A 20,719-nucleotide genomic window follows, 5' to 3' on the forward strand; every position below is an offset into this window, starting at 1 on the left:
CCGGCTGGTGTGCCGGACCTACGTGAAAGAAGCATGAAAGTGAACCGACATAAATTTCTGCCCCGTGTTGGCGCCGTCACAACTGCCACGGCGTTGTTGCTGGGTGTCGCCGGTATGGCGATGGCTGACCAGAACCACGGCGACCAGGACGTGGATGTCAACGTCGGCATTACCGAAATCGTCGACGGCGGTGTGCTGGCCATGAGCGTGGCAGGCACGGCCACGGCACTGACCGAGGACGGTTCCACGCCTACTGTGCGCCAGTTCAAAGGCACCCTGCCTACAGTGACGGTGACCGATACCCGGTCCCCGGATGAGATCCCTGCCGGTGCCGGCTGGTATGTGCTGGGCACCTCAACGGATTTCGTCGGCGGCGCGGGACAACCGGCCATCAGCGCATCACACTTGGGGTGGGCACCGAAGGTGATCGACGGCGGCGCGTCCGGTCAGGTGGCCGAAGGCGACCAGGTAGACACCGTCATGGACCAGGGGCCGATTGCTGTGGGCCTGGTGGACCAGGAACTGCTGGCGCTGGCCCTGGACTCAGGAGCGATTGCCTCGGAAGGACAGTGGACAGCCAACGCGGACCTCTTCATGAAAACCCCCGCAACAGTGGCCCCCGGTAACTACACCGCCAAGCTCACCCTGTCCCTGTTCGAATAATCCGTCTACTTCAAGTCCGGCAACGATGCCGGCTGAAAGCCTGTTTCATGAACATCGCAAGCACCCCCTTTAATCGGCGTGGATTTCTGGCCGGTACAGCTTTGGCCGCGGGCGCCTTGGCCTTCCCGTTTTCGCAGCGGGCTGCTGCTGCACCACCAAATTCTGCCGTCCTCCCCGAGCGTGGAGTCTTTGATACAAGTCCCGCGTCGTCCTGGACCGACGGGTTCCTGTCCGGCAACGGCGAGTACGGTGCCATCTTCCACGGCACGCCTGCCGCGGAGCGAGTAGTACTGAATCATCATCGCTTTGTTATGCCCAACGGCACCCGCGGCATGAAGGCCCCCGACGTCGCTGACCGCCTCCCCGAGGTGCAGGACAAGGCCCTTGCAGGTGACTATTGGGGAGCCGCTTCCACCTTTGCGTCCGACTGGGAATTGAAATGGACCCAGAGCTTCCACCCGGGATACGAATTGCTCATTGCAAGTCCTGATCTCACCACGTACAACGACTACGCGAGGACCACGAACTTCCGGACCGGCGAAGTGGTGACCACGTGGTCCGACAGTGCCGGGAGCTGGAAGCGCCGTGCGTTCGTTTCACGAGCCAGCACAGCTGTGGTCCAAGAGCTGCTGCCGGGCGCGAACGGCAAAATCAACACTGTCTTGAGTGTCAACACTGCGTTGGAGGGTGTGCCATCGTCCGTGACTTATGACGTCAATGCGACCGTCAGCGGCCGGAACGGTTATCTGGGATTGCGGGGGACCTACCCCGCTGGTTTGGGAGCGTTCGGGTACGAAGGTGTCACGCGGGTAGTCATCACGGGGACCGGCTCCTCCATCACCAGCGATGGTTCCAAGCTAACCATTACCAATGCCACCAAGGTCATCCTTTTGACCAAGCTTGGCCGTTATGAGTCGGCCGCTGAATGGAACAGCAAGCCGCTGCACGCGGCCTTGAGTGTCCTGTTGAGCGACTACGACGCCCTGCTGCGCAAGCACACCCCCAAGCACCAATCGCTCTTTGACAGCTCGTCCTTGCAACTCAACGTTTCCCAGCAGGACCGCCAGCTGTCCACCAGCGAGCTCACCTCGCGCCAGAATGCCAACCGGTCCGCCCTCGATGTTGCCCTGCTTGAACGAATGTACGATTCCGGCCGTTATCTGTTTGCCAGCTCCAGCGGTATCTTGCCGCCACGGTTGACAGGTATCTGGACCGGTAGCTGGACCAACGCATGGGCAGGCGACTTCACTACTGACGCTAACGTCAACCTTCAGGTGGCCGGTGGCAATATCCTCAACCACGGCGACGCAATGAAGGGCTACTTCGATCTGGTGCTAGGTCAGCTCGATGACTGGCGCAGCAACGCTATCCGGATGTACGGGGCCCGGGGGTTCCTCGCGCCCACCAGAACTGATGGCGAACATGGTCACATGCTCCACTTCAACGGCAGTGATTTTCCCGGGCAGGCCTGGACCGGTGGTGCGGACTGGATGCTGTACCCATTGTTGGAGTACTACCAGGTCACCGGCGATGAAGCCTTTATGCGGGACAAGCTGGGCCCGGCCTTGATGGAACTGGCTCTCTTTTACGAGGACTACCTCTCCCGAACTGATCCGCAAGGGAACGTCATCTTCGTCCCGTCCTTCTCCATGGAGAACTCTCCGTCCTCAACTGGTCAGATGCTGTCCACCAATGCGACCGGTGAAATCATGGCGGGTCGACATGCTTTGGAATCAGCCATCCTTGCAGCGAATACTCTGAACCGCGAACAAGGGGCCGGACAAGGCGTAGCCCGTTGGACTGCGATGCTGGGCAAGCTGCCCAATTACACCATCAACGGCGACGAAGCATTGGCCGAATGGTCCTGGCCAGGGCTCACCGACCGGTACAACCACCGGCACGTCCATCACCTCTATGGTGCCTGGCCGCTCCACGAAATCAACCCCGAGGACAAACCTGAGCTGGTACGAGCCTCCCACCGCGCACTGGAACTGCGCGGCGACGAGAATTACTCCGCGCACGGCAGCCTGCATCGCGCCCTTGCGGCGGCTCGCATCAAAGACGGTGCCGGGGTTTACACCAACATCAAGAAGGTTCTTGGAAGCAACATGGTGCTTCCTTCCTTGATGACCACGCACAATCCTGATTTGCACATCTTCAATTCGGATGCGGCCAATGCGCTCCCCGCAATCATTGCGGAGGCATTGATCTACAGCCGCCCGGGAATGCTGGAGCTGCTGCCGGCGCTGCCGGAACAGCTGGCCAAGGGCACCATCACAGGCGTCCGAGGGCGTAACCGGGTCCTCGTGGAGAATCTGGTGTGGGACACCGACGCCCGTACCGTGGAGGCCAGCATTGTGTCGGCTATTACCCAGAGCCTTGAGCTGGTGTGCCGCCGCGGGATCAACACCGTCACCGCCACTGGTGCGACGCTGACCTCATCCTCGATCGGAGGTCATGGCAGAACGCTGCAGCTCTCTGCCGGGGTGCGCACGAAGATCGTGATCGGCCTGTTGCCCACAACCGTAAAACTCGTCAACCGAAACAGTGGCAAAGTGATGGACGTTGATGGGCAGTCCCACAATAACGGCGCCGCTGTCATTCAATGGCCATGGAGCGGCGGTGCAAACCAGAAATGGAAGCTGGTCTCGGTCCACGATGGATCGTTCAGGCTCACCAGCGTCATGAGCGGAAAGGTCCTGGATAACCCGGCAAGTTCAACCACCAGTGGTCAACAACTGGACCAATGGTCGGATACCTACGGGCCCAACCAATGGTGGCGGCTGGTCCCCACGGACAACGGCCAGTACTACCGGCTAGTTAATGTGTCGAGCGGTCTTTGCCTGGACGTCAAGGATGGTTCGAGCTCCAACGGTGCCCGTTTGGTTCAGGCCACCGCAACCGGATCGTCAAGTCAGGAGTGGGGCTTGGAACCTGTATAAAACCTCTTAGGTAGCACTACCCCCAGCTCCCGGCAACTACACCGCCAAGCTCACCCTCTCCCTGTTCGAATAGATACACCGGAGGTATCTTCATCCCATGAGGCTCCCATTCCTCGGGCAGGCAGGCCTTGGTCACCTGCGGCGAGCTGTCCTTGCCATGTACCTTGTGGCGTCAATAGTCCTTGCAAGTGCCGCTTTCGCGCCGGCCGGCTTTGCTACCACCGGCGGTGCCACGGAGAGTCCGGTCACGTGGGCCGTGACTCCTGCGGACGCGGCGGGCCCTGACGGCCGCTCGTGGGTGGAACTCGAACTCGACCCAGGAGCCAGTGTCGACGAACACTTGGCGGTCAGGAACCTCAGCGACAGGGACGTTACCTTTGCCCTCACCGCGGCTGATGGGTATTTCACTCCGACCGGCCGCTTCAACATGCTCCCTGGCGACAAGCAGTCGGTAGCTGCAGGTACCTGGATCTCCATGGACAAGACGGTCACCGTAGCGGCGGGAGGTACCGCCGTCGTGCCGTTCACGGTGACGGTCCCGGACAACGCGACACCAGGCGACCATGCAGCGGGCATAGCAGCCTCAATCTATTCACAGGGCGGCTCGGACGGGACGCAACTGGGTGTGGAAAGCCGTGTTGGGTTCCGTGTCATGACCCGGGTAAAGGGGGAGGTCAGACCTGCGCTCAGCATGAAGGCAACCGCGAGCTACGATATGTCGTGGAATCCCCTGGAACCAGGATCCGCTGACCTTACCGTTGACCTGGAGAATACGGGCAACGTCCGACTTTCGGTGGATCCCTCCACCATGGTCAATGACGCCCGGTGGCCGGCCGCCGGGACCGAAGAAGCCAGAACTCTCGAATTGCTGCCCGGGGACCGTCGAACCGTCAGTATCCACGTACCTCAGGTGTGGCCGCTGGGCATGATGACTTTGCCGGTGACCGTTTCGCAAGGGGTGATTGCCCCTGACGGGGCCACCCAATCGCTGGATCCCGTGCAGGAAAGCGTGACGCTATGGGCGATTCCCTGGCCGCAGCTCGCCGTCCTTGTTGCTTTGTTGCTTCTGTTTGCGGGCCTTTTCCTAGGTCGCAAGCGGCGGAAGAAGGAGCTTGTCCGGCTGGTCGAAGAGGCCCGCGAGGCCGGGCGTCGGGAAGCGGAAACCCCCTGATATCGGGGTGCTTGCCGCGCTCCCGTAAAAGTGCCGGAATGCAGCAAAAATACCCTTGTCAAACCACCGATGTTTACGTAAACTTCTTGCAACTCAATGTTTACGTGAACATTCACAAGAATGTTGATTAGATCCGGCGACTTTCTGCCTCCACAGGCCCACACTTGAGCTATCTCACGGTGCGCATGTGGATGTTGGACAGTCTCACGAAGAACCACGATCCAAAGGAGTAATCATGGCTGTAAATCTTGGCCCGTTCCAGGCGGCGGAAGGCGCCGGTCCAGGACGGCGAACCTTCCTCAAAACACTTGGAATCGGCGCCGTAGCCGCCTCCGGCATCCCGTTGCTGTCTGCATGCACGGGTGGTTCCGGTCCAGCCCCTGGTGCTTCATCAAAAAGCCTCACCTTCGGCTCGGGTTCATCGGACGAAGTTCCCCGTGCTGCCTACAAGGCAGTAACGGACGCCTTCACCAAAAAGTCGGGCTTCGACGTGGTGACCAACGTGGTTCCCCACAACGACTTCCAGAACAAGATCAACTCCTACCTGCAGGGCAGCCCGGATGAGTCCTTCACCTGGTTTGCCGGTTACCGCATGCAGTACTACGCAGAGAAGGGCCTCCTGGCTCCCGTCGACGACGTGTGGGAAAAGATCGGCGGCAACTTCTCCGACGCCATCAAGAAGGCGTCCACCGGCCCCGACGGCAAGATGTACTTGGTCCCCAACTACAACTACCCGTGGGGCTTCTTCTACCGGAAGAGCTTCTGGGCGGAAAAGGGCTACTCAGTTCCCGCTACCTTCGATGAGCTGACCACGCTCGCTGCCAAGATGAAGGCCGATGGCATCATTCCGATCGGCTTTGCCGACAAGGACGGCTGGCCCGCCATGGGCACTTTCGACTACATCAACATGCGCCTCAACGGGTACCAGTTCCACATCGACCTGACCGCGCACAAGGAGAGCTGGGACCAGAAGAAGGTCAGCGACGTCTTCGATACCTGGAAAGCACTCCTGCCGTTCCAGGACCCCGCAGCACTGGGGCAGACCTGGCAGGACGCAGCCAAAGCCCTCGAGGCCAAGAAGACCGGCATGTATCTCCTGGGCTCATTCGTGACGCAGCAGTTCACGGATCCCGCAGTACTGGCGGACATCGACTTCTTCCCGTTCCCGGAGATCGCCATGGAGGGAACTGACGCTGTTGAAGCTCCGATCGATGGCCTGCTGCTGTCGAAGAAGGGTGGAGAGAACCAGGCTGCCCGCGACTACCTTGCCTTCATGGGAACCCCGGAGGGCCAGGACGCTTACGCGGCCGTAGATACTTCCAACATCGCGACGGCCAAGGGCGCTGACACCTCCAAGTACTCTGCCCTGAACAAGAAGTGTGCGGACACCATCGCGAACGCGAAGTACATCAGCCAGTTCCTGGACCGCGATGCGTTGCCGGCCATGGCCAACAACGTCATGATTCCGGCTCTTCAGTCCTTCATTAAGGATGGAAGCGTCGACGTGAAGAACCTGGAAGCGCAGGCAAAGTCGCTCTACGCGGCCCAATAGCGCAGGACTGCCTTGGCCATACGGTTGCTGGTCAACCGGCCAGGCTTCCCGAGCAAGGGTCGGCCGCGGGTCACACCGCGGCCGGCCCCTGTGCGACGAATACCAAAGGAATTCCCATGAGTACCACAGCCGAAAAACCGGCCTCCCCGAACAGTGGGCCCCCTGCAGGCGGCGCCCAACGCGGGGCAGCACACGCCTCGCCGGCAACAGCCGGAAGAACGCGCAAGAAGTCCAGGAAGGTTCGCCGCCTGAGTCGCAGGGACAAAATCGTCCTTGGCATCATGGTGGGCCTTCCAACGCTCATTCAGCTGCTGTTCGTTTGGTTGCCCACCCTGGCCTCTATTGGTCTGAGCTTCACCCGATGGAACGGGCTGGACTTGGCCGACATCAAGTCTGCCGGGACGGAAAACTATGAGTTCATCAGCCAGAACTACCCACCGTTCTGGCCGGCCATGCAGCACAACGTGCTGTGGCTGGCTTTCCTGGCCCTGATTGCAACGCCGCTGGGCCTTCTGCTCGCTGTGCTCCTGGACCAGAAGATCCGGGGAAGCAAGATCTACCAGAGCATCTTCTTCACGCCCGTCATGCTCTCCCTGGCATTGATCGGTATCATCTGGCAGCTCTTCTACAACCGCGACAGCGGTCTGCTGAACTTCCTGCTCGGTACGGCCGGCACGCCCCAGGCAGTGGACTGGTTCGGCGACTCGAACGTCAACATCTGGGCCGCCATGATCGCGGCTACGTGGCGCCACGCAGGCTACGTCATGATCCTCTACTTGGCTGGCCTGAAGGGTGTGGACCCTGCCCTCAGGGAAGCAGCGTCGATTGACGGCGCCAACGCTGTCCAGACCTTCTTCCGGGTTGTCTTCCCCGCCATGCGCCCGGTCAACATCGTGATCGTGGTCATCACCATCATTGAGTCCCTCCGCGCCTTTGACATTGTCTATGTCATCAACCGCGGCACCAACGGGCTTGAACTGCTCAGCGCCTTGGTGATCCAAAACCTGATCGGTGAAGGACAGGTGATCGGCGTCGGTTCAGCATTGGCCGTGGTACTGCTGGTGATTTCCCTGGTGCCGATTGTCTTCTACCTCATCCGCACCTTCGGCAAGGAGAAAGAGGCATGAGCACCATCGCCCGTACCCTTCCTGTCCAGACCGGCAGGACCGGCAAGACAGGCAAACGCCACTATGGCACTCACATCTTCCTCATCGTCATGGCCGCCATCTGGTTGGTGCCGCTGGTCTGGTCGCTCTATACGGCGCTCCGTCCCAAAGAGGACACCGACAAATACGGCTACTTCAGCTTCGGCGGCAGCTTCGGCTTCGAGAACTTCGTCCAGGCCTGGAACCAGGGAGGATTCTCGAAGTACTTCCTGAACTCAGTCCTGATCACGGTTCCCACCGTCCTGCTGACGCTTCTCTTCGCGTCCATGATGGCTTTTGCAGTATCGCGGGTGAGCTGGAAGTTCAACATCACGCTGCTGATCATGTTCACCGCCGGCAACCTCCTGCCACCGCAGGTCCTTGCAGCACCGCTGTTTGAGATGTTCAAGCATGTTTCCCTGCCGTACTCCATCAGCGACTCCGGTAACCTGCTCAATACCTACATAGCCGTCATCATCGTGGACACTGCTTTCCAGATTGGCTTCTGCACCTTTGTGCTCTCCAATTACATGAAAGCCCTGCCGCAAGACCTGACGGAAGCTGCGTTGGTGGATGGCGCTGGAATCTGGCGGCAGTACTGGAACATCATCATGCCACTCTGCCGTCCGGCACTCGCGGCTTTGGGCACGCTGCAAGTCATCTTCATCTACAACGACTTCTTCTGGCCCTTGCTGTTTATCCAGAGCGGTGACAGGCTCCCGATCACCACCGCCATCAACAACCTCCAGGGCCAGTTCCTGAGCAACTACAACCTGATCGCGGCTGGTGCCATGATCACCTTGATTCCCACCATGATCATCTACCTTGTCCTGCAACGACAGTTCGTGGCAGGGCTTACCCTGGGCGCAAGCAAGGGGTAGCAGTCCACAACGGCGTAGCTGCGGAGGAGGGTCAACCCTTGTCCGCAGCTACGCGCTTTTTCCGCGCAGACGGCGGCCGGGCTCCCTGAGGGGGAGCGGCAGTGCTCTTGCGCACCACCATGCTGGTAGGCACGGTGGTGAAATCGTCCACCGAACCGGTGCCGGCAATCTGCTGAAGCAGGTTTTCGATGCTGAGTCGGCCCACGGCGTAGAAATCCTGGTGGATTGTTGTCAGTGGCGGCCAGAAGGACGTGGACTCGTCCAGGTCGTCGAATCCAACAATGCTGACATCTTCGGGAATGCGGCGACCCTGTTCATGCAGGGCACGCATCGCTCCCAAGGCCATTTGGTCGTTGGCGGCAAAAATGGCGGTGACATCCGGGTTGCCCGCAAGCTCCAGACCGATTTGGTAGCCGGATTCGGTGGACCAGTCGCCATGGGGGACCGAAGGGGCCTCAATACCGGCGTCCTTGAGCGTCCGCCTCCATGATTCTTCCCGGTGCGTCGCCGAGAAGGACGTGGTGGGTCCACCGATATGCCACACCTGTTGGTGGCCAAGGTCCAAAAGGTGCTGGGTAGCGAATCGTGCACCCTGTGCCTGGTCAGTATCCACCATGGGATAGCCAAAACCGGCGTTGGAATCGATGACCACGGCCGGGAGGTCCTCAGGAAGCGTTATGTCAGCGTCATCCAAAAGGTGGGCTTCGAAGATGACAACTACACCGTCGACCTGCTGCTCCCGCAGTCTTTCGTAGGCCCCGGACACGGTTCCGGTGGTGGGGTCCTGCACGGGGATGAGCGTCACTGAATAGCCCGCCTGCGAGGCAGCCGTGGCGATGGCGTCCAAGGTTCGCATGTTGCCGAAGCTGGAGAGGGTGAACATGATGACACCGATGGATTTGAACTGGCCGCTCTTGAGCGCACGTGCGGCCCTGTTGGGCCGGTAGCCAAGTTCCTTCATGGCGTCGAGAACCCTGTTCTTAGTGGATTCTTCGACATTGGTGAGTCCGTTGGAAACCCGGGAAACGGTTTGGGCGGAGACGCCTGCGGCCTGTGCCACGTCCCCGATGGACGGCCCCCTGGTGGCGCGCTTTTTGGCCGCGAGCTTCCGGGACTCCTTGGACGGTCCCGCCGGAGTCCCGATGCTTGTGTTCTCCTGATCCATGTTCACCTAAACAAAGGTACTGTCACTTTCAGTCCCGCTTGCGTAGATATTTCCAAGTGTTGCCAAAAGGCTTCCAGTGCCGGAACGGCCGGGAGGTCGGCGCTGGCGGAAGGAAGGGGTTGTCTAGAGCGATGCGGATGCATCGAGCTGACGGCGCGCTTCGTCAAGTGTCTCGAGGATGGAGATGGTCTCGTCCAGAGTATGGATGGGCGATTCTGTACGGCCTTCGCCAACGAATCGTGCCAATGCCGTCGCTTCCCAAGACAGCCCGGCCATGGACGTCACCCCGGTCGTATCGTTCCACACCATTGCGCCACCATCATTGCCCGCGAGGCGGAAAGTGGTCGGCATGTAGAAGGAACCATCCATCTCGATTCTCGCTTGTGTGCCTGAGATGACTGCGGTGGACGGAGTACGGACGGCAAGACTGGTGGTGAGAGTGGATTGGACGTCACGCCCATGTCCAAGCACAAGAGTGGAGAAGGCGTCGACGCCGGTATCGAGTAGACCGCCGATCGCCGTGATCGATTGTGGCGCACCCAGGACCATCGAATCCAGTTGTACGGGGTAGATGCCGAGGTCGAGCAGTGCCCCTCCGCCCAGTTCGCGGCGGTGAAGGCGATGATCCGGGTAGCCAGGAATGGCCTGGCCGTGATCGGCGACCACAGAACGGACGTCCCCGAGGAACCCGTCGTTGACCAGAGTGCGCACCACGGAGGTCTGCGGTAGGTAGCGGCTCCACAGCGCCTCCATCAGCAGCACTCCGGCGTTTCGAGCCGCCGCGGCCAGCGCGCGGGCTTCGTCGGCAGTGGTCGCCATCGGCTTCTCGATCAAAGTGTGCTTTCCGGCAGCGATAGACAGGCGCCCGAGCGTTAAGTGCTCACTTTGCGGCGCAGCTATATAGACCACGTCAACCTCGGGGTCGGCGACGAGCTGCTCGTACGAGTCGTACGCCCTTGCAATGCTGTGCTGCGCTGAGAACGATCGCGCACGGTCAGCAGACCGGGAGCCGACGGCGACGAATCGTTGGTCAGTGTGCTCGTGCATGGCGGACACGAAAAGGTCCGCTATCCATCCAGGCGCCAGCAGCCCCCAACGCAACGCCGGGACGTCTTTGCCCGGGGAGAAGAGTTCAGGCTCGGGAAACGTGGTCGGAAACATTGGTGGATTATTCCTTCATTCTGCGCCTTGGTGCGCATCGAAACTCATGGGGGCAGGCAACGGACTTGGGAAAGCGCAGCGGTGGAGAAGGAAGCGGCCAGTGCCACCGGTACAAGAATCTTCGGAACGATCCACCCTAAGGATTGCACCATTATTAAACAATAGCTACCAAAATAGAACATTCTACGCGGGTAGTCCAAGCCCCTTCGGCAGGGGTGCTGGCGGGGCGGCCCGCGACTACGGCTGTGTCATGGCGGGATCGCGGTTCCCACACTCTTGACAATGACGCCGGGGCAACCCTTCAATGTTTACGTAATCATTCGTAGGTGCAGACGATTTCGGGTGTTGGTGGGGCACTGCCTGGCAGCTGGTCGCTGCACCACGAGCACCCTAGAGATCGTGAGAACCACTCCATGGCACACCATCTACGTCTGTGGGCGGGGGTCGCGGCTACGGCCGTGGCACTGACCGGCACAGTCTTGTCCAGCGCCCCCGTGATGGCCGCCGAGGCGCCCATAGCGAAGACGCTGATTATCGGGGTTGACGGGGCAGCCTTCGATTCACTGGGCCCGGCAGAGATGCCCCGGTTGGATGCGCTGCGTGCTCAGGGCACAACGTCGGTCAGCAACCTGTATACCCAGCCAATGGCGGAGACGTCCTCCGGGCCGGGATGGGCAACCATCGCCACCGGCGTCTGGCCGGACAAGCACAACGTCCTGGACAACGGGTTTGGCTCTCCACAATTTGGCGCTTACCCGGACTACCTGACACGCATTAACGCGGCATCACCGTCGCGCAAGACCGCGGCAATGGGAACATGGCAGCCAATTACCGCCACCATTTTCGGTCCGGGTGTGGACGTGCGGACCAAGTTCTCCACCGATGCGGACACAACGACGGCCGCAGTGGACGCAATCTCCACTGGCTCAGTGGACGATCTCTTCTTCTACCTGGAGGACGTGGACACGGTGGGGCACCGTGTGGGCACCAGTGGGGCTGACTACGGCGCGGCTCTTGCCAGCGCGGACGCAAGGATTGGCCAAGTCATGGACGCGGTGGCGGCACGCCCAAGCAACGAGGAATGGACGGTTGTTGTCACCACCGACCATGGGCACACCCCAACAGGAGGCCACGGCGGAAGCTCCGCGGGGGAGCGGCGTGTCTTTACCACGATGGTTGGCAAGGGAATCGCCGCAAACGTCACCCGGTACGACGCCAAGCTTGTGGACGTTGCCCCCACCGTCATGGCCGCCGCAGGGGTGCCCGTGAAGTCCGAATGGAATCTCGACGGAAATTCCTTTGGCAGCCTCACCCACGATGACTTCGACTCCCTGCGCCCAGTGCTGCAGCCCGGCGTCGATGAGACCGCGATCCCCGCGGGCATTCTTGGGTGGACCAAGGCGACGCCTGTGGGGTGGTCCATCGACAACTCGGCAATGCCTACCGGTGGGACTGCGGAGTGGCGGGGGTGGACCTTTGCCACGGATGACTTCTGGACAGCAGCCGATCGCGATCAGGGCCGTGAAACCACGGTACGTGGCCGCGACGTGATCGCGGTGGCTGACTCGGACGAATGGGACGACAAGCAGCACACGTCCGGTCAGTTCGACTCGACGCTGGTCAGTCCCGCTTTTCCCGTTGACGGGCTGCGACGCGCGAGCCTCAGCTACGCAACCAACTACGCCATCGATGGTCCCCAGTCAGCCACGGTCACAGTAACCTTCGATACCGGGGCCGCCCAGACGCTGAAGAGTTACTCCACGGCTACGAATACGGTGGAGAAACTGCCCTTCACCGTGCCAACAGGAGCCACGACGGCACAGTTCCGGTTCCGTTACACGGGAGAGAACAGTTCCTTCTGGGCTGTGGACGCGGTGGGTATCCAGGACGCGATCGCGGCGTCCGACATCCGTTACGTGGTCAACGCCGGCGGACAGCAGACATCTGACTGGGTGTCGCTGACCGGTGCGGCCGCCCAGGACGGGGGTCTCCTCAACAGCACGGCCGATCAGCCCTTCGGTGCGGACCCGGCCGGCGGAGCGCCTTGGGGATACGAAAGCCCCGGTAGTGGGAGCAGCGGCGAATCCAGCGGAGATATGTTCTCAACGTTGCGGTACGCCGTGTCCAGCCGGGACCTGACCTACCGGTTTGGAAACCTTCAGCCGGGCATGTACACGGTTCACGCCGGGTATGCCGATCCCTGGTCCTGGGACAACCGCGGTGCCGAGGTGACCATTAACAACGAGGTCCGCGAAGCCGACCATGACTACTCATCGGAGAACCAGGCCGCGGCCTACGGCAACGTCACCGTTGGCGAGAACGGCGAACTCACCTTCACGCTCAGCAAGACGCGCTCCTCTGATGTGCAGTTGAGCTGGCTCATTGTCAGTGCCGTGAACCCTGGGGAAACCGGTAACCCGCCCACGCACTCGGCCACCACCGCCATGCGATGCATCGGAAACAAGGCCTATCTCGCGGTCTCCGTGCAGAACACCACGGCAGAGGCCCTGACCATCGCTGTGGATACTGCCTATGGGTCCAAGTCCTTTGCCGGGGTAGCCCCGGGGAAGGGTGCTTCGATCGCTTTCAACAGCCGTGCTGCGATACTCCCGGCTGGCTCCGTCAGTGTCACCTCGGGTGCAACGGATGAGTCTGCAGGCTTCACCTCGACAGTTCCTTACGCCGGCACCAGCTGCCCATAAGCAGCCCGGCTGCCTCAGCAGGCCAGCACGGTCGCGTTGCCCTAATGGGCCGGCGCGGCCGTGCTTTTGCGCACCATGAGGCGGGTCGGCACCGTGGTGACGACGCTGGCCGGGGTGTTTCCGGCGATCTGCTGAAGCAGCTTTTCAATGCTCAGCCGGCCAACTGCGAGGAAGTCTTGACGGATGGTGGTCAGCGGAGGCCAGAAGGAAGTGGATTCCTCGAGGTCATCAAATCCCACAACGCTGACATCCTCCGGGATGAGGCGCCCAAGTTCATGAAGGGCCCGCATTGCCCCGAGCGCCATCTGATCGTTCGCGGCGAAGATTGCCGTGACTTCCCGATCGCGGCCGAGCTCCATCCCGACCTGATATCCGGATTCGGTGGACCAATCTCCATGAAGGACAGTGGGTGCTTCGATGCCTGCCTCGTCCAGCGTCCGTCTCCAGGACTCCTCCCGGTGCCTGGCTGAAAAGGAGGACACCGGGCCCCCGATGTGCCAAACCTGCTGGTGGCCTAGATCGAGGAGGTGCTCGGTAGCAAAGCGCGCACCCTCGGCTTGGTCTGTGTCCACCATGGGATAGCCGTAACCGGGGCTTGAGTCGATGACCACAGCGGGGAGGTCCTCGGGCAACGTAATGTCCGCACGATCAAACAGGTGCGCCTCAAAGATGATGACCACCCCGTCCACATCCTGTTCCTTCAGCCGGTTGTAGGCGCCTGTCACGGTACCTGTAGTGGGATCGTGGAGGGGGATGAGGTTCACCGAGTATCCGGCCTGTGAGGCCGCGGTGGCGATGGCATCCAGGGTGCGTCTGTTGCCGTAGGTCGAGAGATTGAACATGATGACGCCAATGGATTTGAACTGACCACTCTTGAGTGCGCGTGCAGCCCTGTTGGGCCGATAGCCCAGTTGTTTCATGGCGTCCAGCACCCGCTGCTTGGTCTTTTCTTCTACATTCGTCAGGCCGTTGGATACGCGGGAGACGGTCTGGGCGGAAACCCCGGCTGCTCGTGCAACATCGCCGATTGAGGGGCCGCGGGCAGCCCGGGCACTCCTGACCGAGGGCGAATCGCTGTTGTGCGACGTGCTGGCCGGGCTAACGCTGTCTGCGGCATCCTCTTGTATGTTCACCTAAACATGCTAATCTTCTTTCAAGAATGTTTGCGTAAACATAGCGAGAAGAGAAGAATTCATCATGACAACGACGTCGCCCGTGGCCGACGCTCCACCCTTGGTCCAATCCCGCAAGCGCGCAGGTCGATGGATGGGGTGGGCATTTGTGGGCCCGTTCATGGCTGTCTTCCTGCTGGTATTCGTGGCTCCAGTCCTCTACGCGTTCTACCTGAGCCTCTTCCAGAACCAGATGGTGGGCGGCGACAAGTTCGTTGGGGGAGCCAACTACCTTCAGGCGCTTGGCGATCCCCAGTTCTGGGACTCCGTGATCAGGGTGGCCGTCTTCCTGGTGGTCCAGGTCCCCATCATGTTGTTCCTCGCCCTTTTCGCGGCCTTGGCACTGGACAGCGGGCGTCTGCGCGCGTCGTCGTTCTTCCGCATTTCGGTGTTCCTCCCGTACGCCGTCCCGGCAGTAGTAGCGACGCTGATGTGGGGATTCATCTACGGCCCCCGTTTTGGCCTGTTCGGCAGCATTAACGACTTCTTCGGGTTGGATCTGGCCGAGCCCCTCTCTTCCAGCTGGATCCTCGCCTCGATCGGGAACATCAACACCTGGGAGTTCACGGGCTACAACATGCTGATCTTCTATTCGGCGCTGAAGGTCATCCCCGCGGAACTGTATGAAGCAGCAAACCTTGACGGAGCAGGCACGTTCCGGGTGATACGGAGCATCAAGCTTCCCTCCATCCGCGGAGCCATCGGCATTGCGAGCATCTTCTCGGTCATCGGCAGCTTCCAGTTGTTCAACGAGCCGAACATCCTCAAGGCGTTGGCACCAAACTCCATCAGCTCCTACTTCACGCCGAACATGTACGCATACAACCTCTCGTTTGCAGGCCAGCAGTTCAATTACGCCGCGGCTATCTCCATCATCATGGGCGTCCTGACGGTCATTGTTGCCTACGTCGTCCAGCTCTCCGGCTCGCGAAAGGATGCCTAGCCCATGTCCGTACGTTTGAGCCCAGCCCATTCCAGCGATACCGCGCCCACACCGTCACCGGCGGTGAGGCCCCGGCGGTCACCTGCACCCAGGTTGAACACCCGGCGCCACGGGGTCAGCCGGAAGCGCTCGTCCGTCCTCCTCACCATCCTGATGGGGGTCATGGCAGTGTACGCACTGCTTCCCTTGTTCTGGTTGCTGGTCAACTCCACCAAGACGCAAACCTCCCTTTTCAGCTCCTTCGGCCTGTGGTTCTCCGGGGACTTCGCACTGTGGGACAACATCGTGGGTACCCTGACCTACAACGACGGCGAATTCCTGCGCTGGCTTGCCAACACCGTGCTCTATGTCGTGGTGGGTGCCGGCGGGGCAACATTCCTTGCCACCCTGGCCGGCTATGGCCTGGCCAAGTTCGATTTCCCCGGCAAGCGCGGCGTCTTCGCGGTGGTCCTGGGAGCGGTAGCTATTCCGGGCACTGCCCTTGCCGTTCCGACGTTCCTCATGTTCAGCCAGATGGGGCTCACCAACACCCCGTGGTCGGTCATTATTCCGTCCCTGATCAGCCCGTTCGGGCTCTACCTGGTGTGGATCTACGCCCTCGAGTCCGTCCCCACGGAAGTTCTGGAAGCAGCGCGCATGGACGGCGCAGGGGAGTTCCGCACGTTCTTCACCATCTCCTTGCGAATGCTGGCTCCCGGCTTCATCACCGTCCTGTTGTTCACGGTGGTGGCCACCTGGAACAACTACTTCCTCCCCTTGATCATGTTGAGCCAATCAACCTGGTACCCGCTCACCGTGGGGCTCAACAGCTGGAACGCCCAAGCGACTACGGCCGGAGGCGAGGCCATCTACAACCTCGTCATCACCGGATCATTCCTCACCATCGTGCCCATCGTGGGGGCGTTCCTCTTCCTCCAGCGCTTCTGGCAGTCAGGACTGTCTGCGGGAAGCGTCAAGTAGAAGACCCGACGACGGCGACCTCCCGCCGTCGTAAATCTCCAAACCGCATCTGAAAGGCACTCATTCAATGAAGAACAACCATCGCTTCCGGCGGGTGGCCACTGCCGCCCTGGCGGCCAGCCTCCTGGTAGGCGGACTCGCGGCCTGCAGTGGCTCCGGAACAACCGCAAGCGCCGGGGCCGAAGGCGCCAGCGCCGCCGACATCGCCAAGGCGCTGGACACGGAGACCACCCTCACGGTGTGGGGCTGGGCTCCGCAGCTCGAGCCGATCGTGGAGGCCTTCGAGGCCAAGTACCCCAAGGTCCACGTCAACCTGGAAAACGTGGGAACGGGCAACGCCCACTACACCAAGCTTCAGAACGCCGTTAAGGCCGGAAGCGGTGCTCCGGACGTTGCGCAGATCGAATACAACGCCCTGCCGCAGTTCGCCCTGTCCGATTCCCTGGTAAATCTGAAGGACTTCGGTGCCGAGGAACTCAAGGACAACTACACGGCGTCCACCTGGGGTTCGGTGAACCTCAACGGTGGCGTCTACGCACTCCCGCAGGACTCCGGTCCCATGGCCATGTTCTACCGGGCGGATGTCTTCGAAAAGCACGGCATCAGCATCCCCACCACCTGGGATGAGTACGTTGAAGCCGGCAAGAAGCTCCACGCTGCCGACCCCAAGGCCTACATCACCAGTGACACCGGCGATGCCGGATTCACCACCAGCATGATCTGGCAGGCCGGCGGCAAGCCCTACACGCTGGACGGAAGCACCAAGGTAGCCGTTGATCTCCAGGATGAGGGCGCCAGGAAGTGGACCGGCACCTGGAACCAGCTGCTCAAGAACGATCTCCTGTCGCCCGTCACCAGCTGGAGCGACGAATGGTACAAGGGCCTCTCGGACGGAAGCATTGCCACGCTGATCATCGGCGCATGGATGCCCGCAAACCTGGAATCGGGTGCGGCAAGTGCCAGCGGACAGTGGCGTGTAGCGCCGATGCCCACCTACGAAAAGGGTGCGGCAGCAACGGCTGAAAACGGCGGCGGCGGTGACGCCGTGATGAAGCAGAGCAAGAACAAGGCGGCCGCCTACGGCTTCCTGCAGTTCGCGAACGGCCCGGAAGGGTCCAAGATCCACGCTGCAAACGGTGGGTTCCCCTCCACGACGGCCGATCTTCAGAGCGAAGCGTTCCTGAACGCCGAAAGCGCCTACTTCGGCGGCCAGAAGATCAACGAGGTCCTGGTCCAGGCTTCCAAGGACGTTGTTCCGGGGTGGAGCTACCTTCCGTTCCAGACCTACGCCAACAGCATCTACAGCGACACCGTTGGTCAGGCCTACGGTTCCAAGGGCGATCTGAATGATGGCCTCAAGGCCTGGCAGGATGCCACGGCAAAGTACGGCCAGCAGCAAGGCTTCACAGTTACCACCAAGTAAGACGTGGCGCGGGTCCAGGGCGTCCCCCGGCCCTGGACCCCGTTCCACCATTTCAGATTGGATTTCCCCTATGCCAACCTTCACTATCGGCGAGCAGGACTTCATGCTTGACGGTCAGCCCCACCGCATCCTTTCCGGCGCCCTGCATTACTTCCGCGTCCATCCGGATCAATGGGCGGACCGGATCCGGAAGGCCAGGCAAATGGGGCTCAACACCATTGAGACCTACATTCCGTGGAACACCCATGCTCCGTCCCCTGAAGTCTTCGACACCTCGGGGGGATTGGATCTGGGCCGATTCCTGGACCTGATCGCTGCGGAAGGAATGCACGCGATCGTTCGCCCTGGTCCATACATCTGTGCAGAGTGGGACAACGGCGGGCTCCCTGCATGGTTGTTTGACCGCGGCGCTGCGGCCATTCGGGCCGATGATCCCGTGTATATGGCAGCCCTCACCGAGTACCTTGAACAGCTCGCCCCCATTCTTGTTCCCCGTCAGATCGACGCCGGCGGTCCCATCATCCTGATCCAGATTGAGAACGAGTACGGTGCCTATGGCGCTGACCGGTTCTACCTGGAAAAGCTCGTCAAGGTCAACCGGGAAATGGGGCTGACCGTGCCGTTCACCACGGTTGACCAGCCGCAGGATGACATGTTGGCCAACGGCAGCCTCCCGGAACTGCACAAGACGGGCTCGTTCGGCAGCCGCTCTGCGGAGCGCCTGGAAACACTTCGCCGCCATCAGCCCACCGGCCCCCTCATGTGTTCTGAATTCTGGGTGGGCTGGTTCGATCACTGGGGTGCGCACCACCACACCACCACCGTGGAGCAGTCCGCCACCGACCTGGAGGTGCTGCTGGAGCTTGGCGCGTCCGTGAATATCTACATGTTCCACGGCGGCACCAACTTTGGATTCACCAACGGTGCCAACGACAAGGGTGTTTACCAGCCGATCGTCACCAGCTACGACTACGACGCCCCTTTGGACGAAGCTGGAAACCCGACGGCGAAGTATTGGGCGTTCCGTGACGTTATTGCCAAGTACACAGACCTCGACGACGACGACGTGCCGGCACCTGCGCAACTCGGTTCCAGTTTTAGCGTCCCGCTGGCGCAGTCCCTCCCGCTGTGGGATTGCCTGGACCGGTTCGGGAAGTGGACCTCGCACGAGGGAATCCGCTCCCACGATGAGCTGGGCCACTACTCCGGCTTCACCCTCTACCGCAGGGAAATCGAAGTGTCCGGTCCCGCTGTACTGGAGTTCGACGAAGTACGTGACCGGGCCCAGGTATTCCTGGACAGGGTGCCGGTGGGAATCCTCTCCCGGGATCACCATGAAAGTTCCCTGGCGCTGCCCCATGACGCGGTTGGCACGCTGGAAATCCTGGTGGAGGACCAAGGACGCGTGAACTACGGTCCCCGTTTGGGGGAGTCCAAGGGCCTGATCGGAAATGCCCGGATCAACGGAGAAACTCTCTGGAACTGGGACATCCTTCCCTTGGAACTCGACGACGCAGTTCCGGTCTCAGCGGCGTTGGAGGAACAGCCCTCCCTTCCTGACGTACCAGTGTCCGGGCCGGTCTTTGTCCAGGGGACTTTTGACCTCCCCGGCGGCGGCGATACCTTCCTTTCCACCGTGGGTTGGACCAAGGGTGTGGTGTGGATCAACGGCTTCTGCCTGGGCCGGTACTGGTCCCGCGGACCGCAGGCCACGCTTTACGTTCCCGGCCCCCTCCTGCGAAAGCACGGCAACACCATCACCATGCTTGAACTCCAGGCGGCCTCCCACAGCACGGTTTCCTTCGTGGCCAGCCACGACCTTGGCCATACGGAGTTCTGACCATGACGCTGACTCAAGCAACAACGGCAGGAACTGCTGCTCCGACCGGCCGTCAGTTTCGGATTTCTGCGGAATCGGAGACAGATGGCCGCGTGGTTGCGGCGGTGATCACGGAGGTCGGCGGCACCATCCGCAGCCTCACCGTGGACGGCGAGCCCCTGATCGAGGAGTTCCCCGAGTTCGGTCTCCCCAAACACTGCGAGGGCGAGATCCTCATTCCTTGGCCCAACAGGGTCCGGGATGGGCGATGGACGCATGACGGGAAAGACCTCCAACTGGCCATCAGCGAACCCGGGCGTGGCAACGCCATTCACGGCCTGGTCAGGTTACGTCCTCACACGATGGTTAGCCGGTCCGCCAGCGAGCTGACCCTTCACGTTCGGATCTACCCGAGCGACGGTTACCCGTTCGCTGTGGACGTGGAGACCACGTATTCGGTATCTCCGGAGGGGCTGGCGGTCACTCACGCTTTGACCAACAAGTCAGCCAAGCCCGCCCCTGTGGCCATTGGATCCCATCCGTACATGCGGGTGGGTGCCACGCCCATGCAGGACGTTTCCTTGACCATCAACGCTGCCTCGTATGTGGTGGTGGATGAGCGTCTGAATCCCGTGGGTACGTCCCCTGTCTCCGGGACGCCCATGGATCTGTCCGCAGGGCCCAAGGTGGGCTGGCTGCACCTGGACACAGCATTCCTGGATCTCACTCCGGCGCCGGACGGAATGTACCGGCACCTCCTGGAGGCGCCCAACGGTGACGCCGTGGAGGTCTGGGGCGATGCCAACTACCAGTACGCGCAGGTGTACACCACCACGAGCTATCCAGCGGGAGGCCACCGGACCGCGGTAGCGGTGGAACCCATGACGGCGCTCCCCAACGCCTTCAACTCCGGAGCCGGCCTGCGCTGGCTTGAACCGGGGGAGGAATGGATCTCGACCTGGGGGATTTCACACCGGCTCGGCCCCGCACAGGGCAACCACCATAGAGGAGAGAACTGAC

16 protein-coding genes are annotated in these 20,719 nt (G+C 61.2%); 12 read left to right on the forward strand and 4 right to left on the reverse strand.

What is annotated here, in order from left to right; all coding sequences use genetic code 11:
- The first annotated feature begins 33 nt into the window (after positions 1-33).
- The 6 genes from J3D46_RS10160 to J3D46_RS10185 all read left to right on the forward strand — a co-directional run bounded on the left by J3D46_RS10160 (position 34) and on the right by J3D46_RS10185 (position 8,354).
- Positions 34-663, forward strand: a complete 630-nt coding sequence (locus J3D46_RS10160; protein WP_253466759.1) for a hypothetical protein — start codon at positions 34-36, stop codon at positions 661-663.
- Positions 664-710: 47 nt separating this feature from the next.
- Complete coding sequence (locus J3D46_RS10165; protein ID WP_253466762.1) at positions 711-3,605, forward strand: RICIN domain-containing protein; 2,895 nt, start codon at positions 711-713, stop codon at positions 3,603-3,605.
- A 97-nt stretch (positions 3,606-3,702) separates the two neighbouring features.
- Positions 3,703-4,776 carry a WxL protein peptidoglycan domain-containing protein gene (locus J3D46_RS10170; RefSeq protein ID WP_253466765.1) on the forward strand — a complete coding sequence of 358 codons (1,074 nt, stop codon included), beginning with the start codon at positions 3,703-3,705 and terminating at the stop codon, positions 4,774-4,776.
- Positions 4,777-5,011: 235 nt separating this feature from the next.
- Positions 5,012-6,328, forward strand: a complete 1,317-nt coding sequence (locus J3D46_RS10175) for an ABC transporter substrate-binding protein (RefSeq protein WP_089593958.1) — start codon at positions 5,012-5,014, stop codon at positions 6,326-6,328.
- A 116-nt stretch (positions 6,329-6,444) separates the two neighbouring features.
- The gene (locus tag J3D46_RS10180) at positions 6,445-7,455 is read left to right on the forward strand and encodes a carbohydrate ABC transporter permease (protein WP_231341685.1); all 1,011 of its coding nucleotides are present in this window, start codon (positions 6,445-6,447) and stop codon (positions 7,453-7,455) included.
- Positions 7,452-8,354: a carbohydrate ABC transporter permease gene (locus J3D46_RS10185; RefSeq protein WP_091465792.1), complete on the forward strand. Its 903-nt coding sequence runs from the start codon at positions 7,452-7,454 to the stop codon at positions 8,352-8,354. Before J3D46_RS10180 ends, J3D46_RS10185 begins: the two co-directional genes overlap by 4 nt.
- Before the next feature lie 31 nt (positions 8,355-8,385).
- Here the strand turns inward: J3D46_RS10185 and J3D46_RS10190 are convergent, their stop codons facing one another.
- The gene (locus J3D46_RS10190; protein WP_253466768.1) at positions 8,386-9,519 is read right to left on the reverse strand and encodes a LacI family DNA-binding transcriptional regulator; all 1,134 of its coding nucleotides are present in this window, start codon (positions 9,517-9,519) and stop codon (positions 8,386-8,388) included.
- Positions 9,520-9,642: 123 nt separating this feature from the next.
- Entirely contained in the window at positions 9,643-10,680 is a 1,038-nt protein-coding gene (locus tag J3D46_RS10195; RefSeq protein WP_253466770.1) for a Gfo/Idh/MocA family protein, read from the reverse strand.
- Positions 10,681-11,093: 413 nt separating this feature from the next.
- Here J3D46_RS10195 and J3D46_RS10200 point away from each other — a divergent pair, with 413 nt between their 5' ends.
- A complete protein-coding gene (locus J3D46_RS10200; protein WP_253466774.1) occupies positions 11,094-13,382 on the forward strand; it encodes an alkaline phosphatase family protein in 2,289 nt (762 codons plus the stop codon).
- Positions 13,383-13,423: 41 nt separating this feature from the next.
- Here J3D46_RS10200 and J3D46_RS10205 read toward each other — a convergent pair whose 3' ends face one another.
- Positions 13,424-14,515 carry a LacI family DNA-binding transcriptional regulator gene (locus J3D46_RS10205; RefSeq protein ID WP_231341681.1) on the reverse strand — a complete coding sequence of 364 codons (1,092 nt, stop codon included), beginning with the start codon at positions 14,513-14,515 and terminating at the stop codon, positions 13,424-13,426.
- Between the two features lie 64 nt (positions 14,516-14,579).
- Between J3D46_RS10205 and J3D46_RS10210 the strand changes: the two genes are divergently transcribed.
- Positions 14,580-15,497 (forward strand): carbohydrate ABC transporter permease, encoded by a 918-nt coding sequence (locus tag J3D46_RS10210; RefSeq protein WP_231341680.1) that lies wholly within the window; start codon positions 14,580-14,582, stop codon positions 15,495-15,497.
- On the opposite strand, the gene J3D46_RS10215 is transcribed toward J3D46_RS10210, so the two are convergent.
- Complete coding sequence (locus J3D46_RS10215) at positions 15,494-15,661, reverse strand: hypothetical protein (RefSeq protein WP_253466777.1); 168 nt, start codon at positions 15,659-15,661, stop codon at positions 15,494-15,496. The two genes, J3D46_RS10210 and J3D46_RS10215, sit on opposite strands and share 4 nt — an antisense overlap.
- Here J3D46_RS10215 and J3D46_RS10220 point away from each other — a divergent pair.
- From J3D46_RS10220 to J3D46_RS10235, 4 genes are all read left to right on the forward strand, one after another.
- Entirely contained in the window at positions 15,651-16,457 is an 807-nt protein-coding gene (locus tag J3D46_RS10220; RefSeq protein ID WP_229785142.1) for a carbohydrate ABC transporter permease, read from the forward strand. The genes J3D46_RS10215 and J3D46_RS10220 overlap by 11 nt on opposite strands.
- A 67-nt stretch (positions 16,458-16,524) precedes the next feature.
- Positions 16,525-17,880: an ABC transporter substrate-binding protein gene (locus J3D46_RS10225; protein WP_253466780.1), complete on the forward strand. Its 1,356-nt coding sequence runs from the start codon at positions 16,525-16,527 to the stop codon at positions 17,878-17,880.
- Positions 17,881-17,950: 70 nt separating this feature from the next.
- Positions 17,951-19,720, forward strand: a complete 1,770-nt coding sequence (locus tag J3D46_RS10230) for a beta-galactosidase family protein (RefSeq protein ID WP_253466784.1) — start codon at positions 17,951-17,953, stop codon at positions 19,718-19,720.
- Positions 19,721-19,722: 2 nt separating this feature from the next.
- Positions 19,723-20,718 carry an aldose 1-epimerase family protein gene (locus J3D46_RS10235; RefSeq protein ID WP_253466787.1) on the forward strand — a complete coding sequence of 332 codons (996 nt, stop codon included), beginning with the start codon at positions 19,723-19,725 and terminating at the stop codon, positions 20,716-20,718.
- The last annotated feature ends 1 nt before the right edge of the window (position 20,719 follow it).

The sequence above is a fragment of the Paenarthrobacter sp. A20 genome (assembly GCF_024168825.1).
Classification (GTDB): Bacteria; Actinomycetota; Actinomycetes; order Actinomycetales; family Micrococcaceae; genus Arthrobacter.